This window comes from Sphingobacterium composti (assembly GCF_009829075.1).
GTDB lineage: Bacteria > Bacteroidota > Bacteroidia > Sphingobacteriales > Sphingobacteriaceae > Sphingobacterium > Sphingobacterium composti.
This window is the reverse complement of record NZ_WUQZ01000044.1, coordinates 1-8,437: the sequence shown is the minus strand read 5'-3', so window position 1 is coordinate 8,437 and position 8,437 is coordinate 1. Positions and strand designations below refer to the sequence as shown.

At 34.8% G+C, this 8,437-nt stretch carries 7 protein-coding genes; 6 read left to right on the top strand and 1 reads right to left on the bottom strand.

Annotated features, from left to right (window positions below):
• The first annotated feature begins 203 nt into the window (after positions 1-203).
• Together GOQ17_RS15855 and GOQ17_RS15850 are read left to right on the top strand one after the other, a co-directional pair.
• Positions 204-1,682, top strand: coding sequence for a DUF5687 family protein (locus GOQ17_RS15855; protein WP_159639014.1), 1,479 nt, complete (start codon positions 204-206; stop codon positions 1,680-1,682).
• Between the two features lie 19 nt (positions 1,683-1,701).
• A complete protein-coding gene (locus GOQ17_RS15850) occupies positions 1,702-2,397 on the top strand; it encodes an ABC transporter ATP-binding protein (protein ID WP_159639012.1) in 696 nt (231 codons plus the stop codon).
• 46 nt (positions 2,398-2,443) lie between these two features.
• Here GOQ17_RS15850 and GOQ17_RS15845 read toward each other — a convergent pair whose 3' ends face one another.
• Positions 2,444-3,607, bottom strand: a complete 1,164-nt coding sequence (locus GOQ17_RS15845; protein ID WP_159639010.1) for a dicarboxylate/amino acid:cation symporter — start codon at positions 3,605-3,607, stop codon at positions 2,444-2,446.
• Between the two features lie 96 nt (positions 3,608-3,703).
• Between GOQ17_RS15845 and GOQ17_RS15840 the strand changes: the two genes are divergently transcribed.
• The 4 genes from GOQ17_RS15840 to GOQ17_RS15825 all read left to right on the top strand — a co-directional run bounded on the left by GOQ17_RS15840 (position 3,704) and on the right by GOQ17_RS15825 (position 8,301).
• Complete coding sequence (locus GOQ17_RS15840; RefSeq protein ID WP_159639008.1) at positions 3,704-4,516, top strand: response regulator transcription factor; 813 nt, start codon at positions 3,704-3,706, stop codon at positions 4,514-4,516.
• A gap of 89 nt (positions 4,517-4,605) precedes the next feature.
• Complete coding sequence (locus GOQ17_RS15835) at positions 4,606-5,832, top strand: OmpA family protein (RefSeq protein WP_159639006.1); 1,227 nt, start codon at positions 4,606-4,608, stop codon at positions 5,830-5,832.
• Positions 5,833-5,888: 56 nt separating this feature from the next.
• A complete protein-coding gene (locus GOQ17_RS15830) occupies positions 5,889-7,205 on the top strand; it encodes a metallopeptidase domain-containing protein (RefSeq protein WP_159639004.1) in 1,317 nt (438 codons plus the stop codon).
• 187 nt (positions 7,206-7,392) lie between these two features.
• Positions 7,393-8,301 (top strand): IS982 family transposase, encoded by a 909-nt coding sequence (locus tag GOQ17_RS15825; protein WP_159639002.1) that lies wholly within the window; start codon positions 7,393-7,395, stop codon positions 8,299-8,301.
• The last annotated feature ends 136 nt before the right edge of the window (positions 8,302-8,437 follow it).

Here is an 8,437-nt window from a genome sequence, read left to right as displayed (position 1 = left end):
CCATCTTTACTGGCAGAATACAAGCGAGTTCGTGTTACAACTTAGGGAAGCGCCGTATACCGAACGGTACGTGCGGTGCTGTGGAAGGTCGGAACGGGAATTAATCCCGTTCCTCCTATCCGATTTTAAGACAAAATTTCTATATTATCAGCTTAAAATATTAGTTTAGTATAACAATCAATTCACCCGTAATACATCTTTATATGTTTTTAAAATTGCTTCGATTAGAATGGAAATCATTTTTTAGATCGGCGAATGTGGGAAAAGGTTTGGCAGTCAAGTTTTTTTTAGGATTCTTGGGGATATATTTTTTAGCAATATTTATACTTCTTGGCTTTGGACTTTACTTCGCGATACAAGAATTATATCCAAACGAAGAACCTATTTTATTTGTCAATAATTTCCTCTTGCTGTGGTTGTTATTTGAATTTATGCTGCGGTTTGTGTTACAAAATCTACCTGTAATAAATGCAATGTCTTTGCTAACGCAGCGTGTTGCGCGCCAAAAAATCGTTCATGTACTACTCGCGAAATCATTGTTTTCATTCTATAATCTGTTGACATTAGTTACAGCGGTACCCTTTATTAGTATCTGCATAGTAAATACAGACTATTCTATATTTTCTTTATTGTCTTGGTTAATAGGATTAATAGGATTCGTGTTGACTATTAATTACCTCAACTTTTGGGTGCAACGTAGGTTTTCTACTAATTTAAAAGCACTGGTTCCATTTATTGTTCTATGCTTAGCGTTATATGCATTGGAACATTTTGGGATTTTTTCCATCACGAATTTATTTGGAAGTTTCTTTAATCTGATTTTAAATTATCCAATAGTAGGATTACTGCCATTGGGTTTAGTTGTGTTGAGTTATTTGTTGACTTTCAAAGATGTACGAGCGAATTTATATTTAGATGCGTATTTGGATAGTAAACAAAAAACGTATCAAGCTTCGGATTTAAGTTGGACAAATCGTTTCGGTGATTTGGGGCCATTTCTTCAATTGGATTTAAAATTGTTGTGGCGCAATAAGCGTGCGAAAACTGCACTGTATGTTAGTTTAGGATTTTTGCTGTATGGTCTATTGTTTTATACCAATCCCCAATACGAAGATTCAACTATGCTTGTTTTTGTGGGGATCTTTATGACGGGAATGTTTATCATCAATTTTGGACAGTTTATTCCAGCATGGGATAGTTCTTACTTTCCTTTGTTCCAGACAAGACCCGTTACGATGAAAAATTACTTGGAAGCAAAAGCTTTGTTGATGTATGGGTCTATTCTTATTTTAACGATTTTGAGCACGCCTTATGTGTATTTTGGTTGGGATAAGATGTTTCTGAATGTATCTTGTGCGATTTATAACGCAGGTGTAAATATTCCAATTTTATTGGCTTTTGGTGCGTACAACCGCAAATATATTGATCTATCGAATGGCAATATGTTTAATTATCAAGGGATAGGTGCTGCACAATGGTTGGTAAGTATACCGCTCCTCATTATTCCAATTGTAATATGGTTTTCTATAAAAACTTTTGTGGATGAGCAGACGGCCAATATCTTGCTTATTGGATTTGGCTTGGTGGGATTATTACTACGAAAAGTAATTATCAACGGTCTCGTAGAGATGTATATGAGTAACCGTTACAAAATGTTAGAAGGTTTTAAACAAAGAGGATAATTAGCTTAAACTTAGAAAAATGATTACTATACATAATTTGTCAAAAGAATATAACGGAGTAAAGGTACTTGATATCGAACATATCGAAATCAAAAGAGGGGAAAGTGTAGGTCTTGTCGGCAATAATGGCGCAGGAAAAACGACATTGTTTAGCCTTTTATTGGACTTAATACAAGCAAGCTCGGGTGAAATTCGTATCAATGAAATAAATGTCCATGCAAGTGATCGTTGGAAAGATTTTACCGGATCATTTGTTGATGATTCTTTTTTGATTGGTTATTTGACACCAGAAGAATATTTCTATTTCGTTGGGGAATTGAGTAATATAGGGAAGGAAGAGATAGATACTTTTGTAGCGCAATACGAAGAATTTTTCAATGGAGAAGTTTTGCATAAAAATAAATACATACGTGATCTTTCCAAAGGGAATCAGAAAAAAGTAGGAATTATAGGTGCTTTAATTGGCAATCCAGAACTCATAATATTAGATGAACCTTTTGCCAATCTTGATCCGAGTTCGCAGTTTAGATTGAAAAAACTTATTCGTGAATTAATTCAGAATAGAGAAGTTACAATTCTGATTTCAAGTCACGATTTGTCTCATACCGTAGAAATTTCAGATCGTATAATCGCTTTAGAAAAAGGTAAGGTGATTAAAGATATCCAAACCTCAGCAGAAACTCTGGAAGAGTTGAATGCGTTATTTTCGGTGTAATAAAAGTAAGGCTTCGAGAATCACTCGAAGCCTTATATTTTTTAAACTATATTTTCTTTCCAAATAATTTGTCCACCACAATAGCGATAGCCCCATCTCCAGTTACATTACATGCTGTACCAAAGCTATCCATGGCAATATATAATGAAATCATTAAGGCTTGATTTTCGGCATCAAAACCCAACATCGATGTAATAATTCCTAATGCCGCCATAATAGCTCCACCTGGAACACCTGGTGCAGCGATCATTGTTACACCCAGCATACAGATAAATCCAGCCATTTGACCTAACTCAATCGGTATACCTTGCATCAACATCAAAGCTATTACACAGGCTACAATTTTCAAAGTACTTCCAGCCAAATGAATTGTTGCACACAATGGAATCACAAAGGAGGCTATACTATCAGAAACACCTGCCTTTTTTGCTTGTTCTAGCGTAACAGGAATAGTTGCTGCCGAAGATTGCGTCCCCAAGGCGGTGAAATATGCAGGCATCATAGTTACTAAAAGTTTTAAAGGATTCTTTTTTGTAATTGCTCCAGCTATTACAAACTGTAATAAAAGTAATATAATGTGCAGTGCGAAGATAAATCCTATTATTTTTACAAAAACGTTTAAGATCATGAAAACCTTTCCCGAATAAGTCATATCCAAGAATATCCCGAATATAAATAATGGTAAGAGAGGAATAATGACATTTTCTATGATAAAGGAAATAATATTTTCAAAATCATAAGACACCTCAGCTAATTTAGAGTTCTGAATTCTTGATAGACCAATTCCAACCAAAAACGCAAATACTAATGCGCCCATGACATCAAAAAATGGTGGGATTTGCAGAGTGAAATAAGGAGATAGGCTTTTATTTCCTTCTTCAATGGTTGAAATAGTCTGATTTTCTACTAGCGATGGAAAGATAGACATACTCGCAAAGTAGGTAGAAAACCCAGAAAATAATGTGGAGCCATAAGCTATTGCCACAGTTGTAAGTAACATTTTTCCCGCAGTGTTTCCCAATTTAGCTATTGCGGGAATGATAAGACCTACGATGATTAAAGGAATTAAAAACTTTAATAATTGATCAAAGAGACTATTAAAAGTAGCGAATATGTTTCCAATAGATTCAGGTAAAATTTTTCCAAGTAGTATTCCTAAGGTAATGGCTATAACGACACGGAAAAGTAGGTTGTTCCATATTTTTTTCATGTCCTAAAGTACAAAATAATTAAAAAAAATATTTTATATATTTTTTTTAATTATTGATTTAGTATTTTTAATTTACTTTATTAAAATTTACTTTTTATGGAGCCAATTATAGATTATATTGATAATTTATCGCCAATTGAGAGTTACGATGAATTTGGAAATCTTCTCTCTTCCAACGCAACTTCCTCGTTAGAAAAAGAAGATATCTTAGCATATTTCGACCCCATAATTGAAGCTATGAAATCTTTTTCATTAGGTATATATCAATGGTGTATTGTGGATTTTGCCGATCAAAAATTATTTGAAATAGGAGGTATGATGGAGGAGATGACGGGCAAACCATATGATTATTGGAAGGGGCTACCAGCCGACAAATATGTAGCAGAATTAGCATATCCTGAACATATTCCATATTGGATGTCGTACGTTGAGTATGTTTATTCCTATATTTTGACTAGTCCCAAGAAGACTTTTAGACCGCATATCTACTTAAAAATGAAGAATAAAGATGGAATATATAGAAATGTGGTCATGCAAATTTTGGATTGGAAATTCGAATCGGATGGTGGAGTGCGTTATTGTTTGTGTCAAGTTACAGATATATCACATTTAGAGGTGGATTATATGCCCCAGTTGGCTATTCTGATTTTAAATGGTAAAGAAAGAAAACTGTTAAAAAGTCTACCTACTCAAGTAGAACCACAATTGATCGAGTTAGCTCAACTTACCAAAAGGGAGATGGATGTCATAAAATTATTAGCCGGTGGATTGACTAGTAAATTGATTGCTGACCGTTTAAATATTTCAAAAAATACGGTGGAAAATCATCGTCAACGTTTACTTAGAAAAACAAATTCATTCACAAGTAGTGAGCTTGTAGCCTATGCAATTAATCACAGTTTGATTTAGTAAATTAGTGATTTATCACTATTGTATGACCCTTTGAGTGCTTGTAATTTTGTTGTATTAGCCAATAAATACAACTTAACAATTATATTATGAGAACTCACTTGTTATTTATTCTCTTTTTTTTGGGTATCAGCAATGTTTCTTATGCACAAATATTAGATAGGTTAGGAAAGCGAGTCGAAAATAAAGTAAAGCAACGGGTAGACCGAAAGATAGACAAAGCTGTCGATAAAGGTTTGGACAAAATCGAAGGAAAAATTGAAAATTCGACCAATAATAAAAATACACCTCAAACATCAACTTCTACTAATACAACCATTTCATCGAATTACGATTTCATACCGGGTGATGAAGTGCTCTTTTTTGATGATTTTACGAATACCAATTCAGGAGATTTTCCAACAAGATGGAATACAAATGGTTCAGGGCAGGTCGTAAATATCGCTTCACTAAATGGGAATTGGCTACTGATTCCTGATAATACATTGAGCTTCCCTGAATTAATAAATCAGTTCCCAACTAATTTTACAATTGAATTTGACCTGTTTTACCCATCAAATACCACGAGACCACCTGTTACTTTTGGTTTTACCGAAGTTGTAAATCCCGCAAAACAATCCATCAAAGGAAAGAGAATTTTCTATTTCCGAATTCCACCAAAAGGTGCTGGTCTAGAAAATATTGGCTATACAACGAGCCTTTATTCTGGCAGAGAGACAACTACGGAGTGGCCAGCTAACGTAAGTGCCGGTAAGATTAAGCATGTAAGTATTGCTGTCAATGGACAGCGAATTCGCTTGTACGTAGATACAGAGAAATTGTTCGACTTACCAAAAGGATTTGACCTCAGCGTTTATAGAAATAATTTTCATTTTCGTTCAGCAGAACTATTACCTAAGCCCAAAGATGGATTCTACATCAGTAATTTGCGTATTGCAAATGTTTCTAAAGACCTCAATAGTCAATTAATTAAGGATGGTAAACTTATTGCATCAGGTATTCACTTTGATAGCGGATCTGATAAGATAAAGCCAGTTTCCTACAATCTTTTGAATGAGATTGGGAAATTACTGCAACAAAATCCTTCTGGTAAATACGATATTGTTGGTCATACCGATTCAGATGGGTCGGCAGAATTAAATCAAAGGTTATCTCAGCAAAGAGCTGAGTCAGTTCGTAACTACTTAATCAAAAACTTTAATGTATCCCCCAATAATCTGCAAGCGAGTGGAAAGGGCGCTACTGCACCTATTGCAAATAATTTTTCTCCAGAGGGAAAAGCTCAGAATAGAAGAGTAGAGTTTATCAAAAAGTAGTGTATTGTATTAATAATTGGAATATCAAGATATATAAACAGCATAAAAACAATGTTATGAAGAAAATATTTACATTAATCTTATTACTTGGAGTAGCATTTGCATGCAAAAATCCAGATCAGGTAGGAGAAGAAGATTCATATTGTACAGGTGGTGCTTCTGTCACTACAGTTGATGATAGCAATGTGGAGACAGCAGTTAAGAATAAAATCTATAGACCCGTAAGTGGAAGTACAGTCTTAAACAAAAATCATCCCTCTTTTAATACTGGCGGAAGACTGGTTCTTATTCCTGTGTCCTTTACAGATGTGCCCGCAAATACGAGAGTGACCAATGATGTTATCGATCAGGCATTTTTTAGTAGTGGTACAGGTAGTGTGCGTGATTATTTTTACGAAAATTCATGGGGACAATTCGTATTAAACAAGGCGGGTGTTTCGAATTTGGTACCGCTAAATCGTACAAAGGCTTCTTACGCCACACCAGGTGTGCCTGACTATACACGCAATGCAAATTTGTATCGTGATGCTTGCCAAGGTGCATCGATTGATTGGGCATCCTTGGATCGTAATAATGACCAAGTGTTAACTCCTGACGAAGTTTTAGTTGCTTTGATTATTGCGGACGGTGGTCAAGGTGCTTATAGACCAAACAATGTAACTATTACGCATAATGGTAGAACATATCAACTGCGATTACGTTTCGTTACATTAGATTGTAGCAAAGCTTCAGATTCATCGAAGCAAGGAGTGGAAACTTTCGCTTACAATTATACCAATATTTGGCATGAGTTAGCCCATGGTTTCTTTGGACTAGAAGATTTGTACGAAGGTGGAATTGCAGGTACTGGTAAAGCTGGAGATTATGATATTATGGACAACAACTACAATGTAGTGCATATGAGCATAATAGCAAAAATGAAAATTGGATGGGTACAACCTAAAATACTCTTGCCTGCTGCTGATAGATTGCCTTCAGGATTAAAGTGTTATACTTTCACAAATATCGAAACTGATCCAAATGCGTTAGTACTGTATCATGAAAATTCTCCAGATGAGTGTTTTATTATCGAAAACAGGTCAAAAGCTGGTTCTGCACGTAATTTTAATGTAGGTCTACCAACAGAAGGTTTAGCTATATGGTGGTTAAATACGACTACTGGAGCTTTTCGATTAATTGATGCTTCTTTGCTAGCACGAAATACTGGATTACGCCCAATGGAATATGGAACACCTTCTGCTAATGCTTTATTTAAATACAAAGAAGCAGATGATCCTAAAATACCAATTCCGTTACGTAACCAAAATGGTCAATTGGTGTTTACACTACGTGCTGTTTCTCCAGTAGGAACTACTATGCGAATAGAGTTGTAATTAGTATACGACGTAATTTTAGGATAGAGCTACCAATTGGTGGCTCTATTTCTCGATTTGTATATGATATTTAACGTGAGTTCGGGATAAGAAAAAAGTGAAATTATATATTATTTTAACTAAAAAGGCTTGATGATTGTATATAATTAGTTGATAATCAAATTATTACAAATATAAACCAAGCCTTATGTTAAGAGATGAAGTTATAGAAATTTTCGTAAAAGTGGATGATTTTTGCATTGAAATCCAACCTATTCTTGAAGAAAAGCTTTTAGAAGACAGAAAAATCGGTAAACGCAATAGAAAAGCTAGTCTTTGTGAGAGTGAAATGATCAGCTTAATGGTCCTTTTTCATTCGGGTCAATTCAGCAATCTGAAGTCTTTTTATGTGCATTATGCATTGCCCCATCTCAAGGATCTTTTTCCTGGATTAACCTCTTATAATAGGTTTGTCGAGCTTCAACCAAGGTGTGCTCTGACCTTAATGCTTTTTGTAAAGATGTGCTGTCTTGGCAAGAGTGGGGATATTAATTTTATTGACTCTACGCATATCAAGGTGTGCCACAACAGAAGGATACACCAAAATAAAGTTTTCAGAGATACTGCTGAACGGGGTCAGTGTTCCATAGGTTGGTTCTATGGTTTCAAACTACACCTAATCATCAATGATAAAGGAGAAATATTGTCTTTTTACCTTACTAAGGGCAATGTGGATGACAGAAATCTAAAACATACGATGAATATGACCAAGGATATTTTTGGTAAACTATATGGGGATAAGGGGTATATTTCAAAAGCAATGGCGGATATACTCTGGGGAAATGGAATACAGATGGTAACCAAACCTAGAAAAAATATGAAAGGAATGAACTTAAGTCAAACCGATAAAATAATGCTTCGCAAAAGAGCAATCATTGAATGTGTAAATGATGAACTAAAGAACATTTGCAAACTACAGCATACTAGACACAGGTCGGTAATCAACTTCTTGTTAAATATTTTAGGAGCTTTGGTAGCTTATGCTTTTTTTCCTAAAAAGCCTTCTTTAAACATTCAGTTTGAACAGCAACAAAATCAATTATTCCTTGCTGCTTAAACCGAACTGACCTTTGGTATAACAAAGATAATTTTATAAAAATAATGTTGTTGTTTGTAAATATAGGCTGGAGGGATAAAAACTAAAGCCTTAGTATGAAACGTTATTTAAAAGGCAGGGTGAACTTTCGAACTCA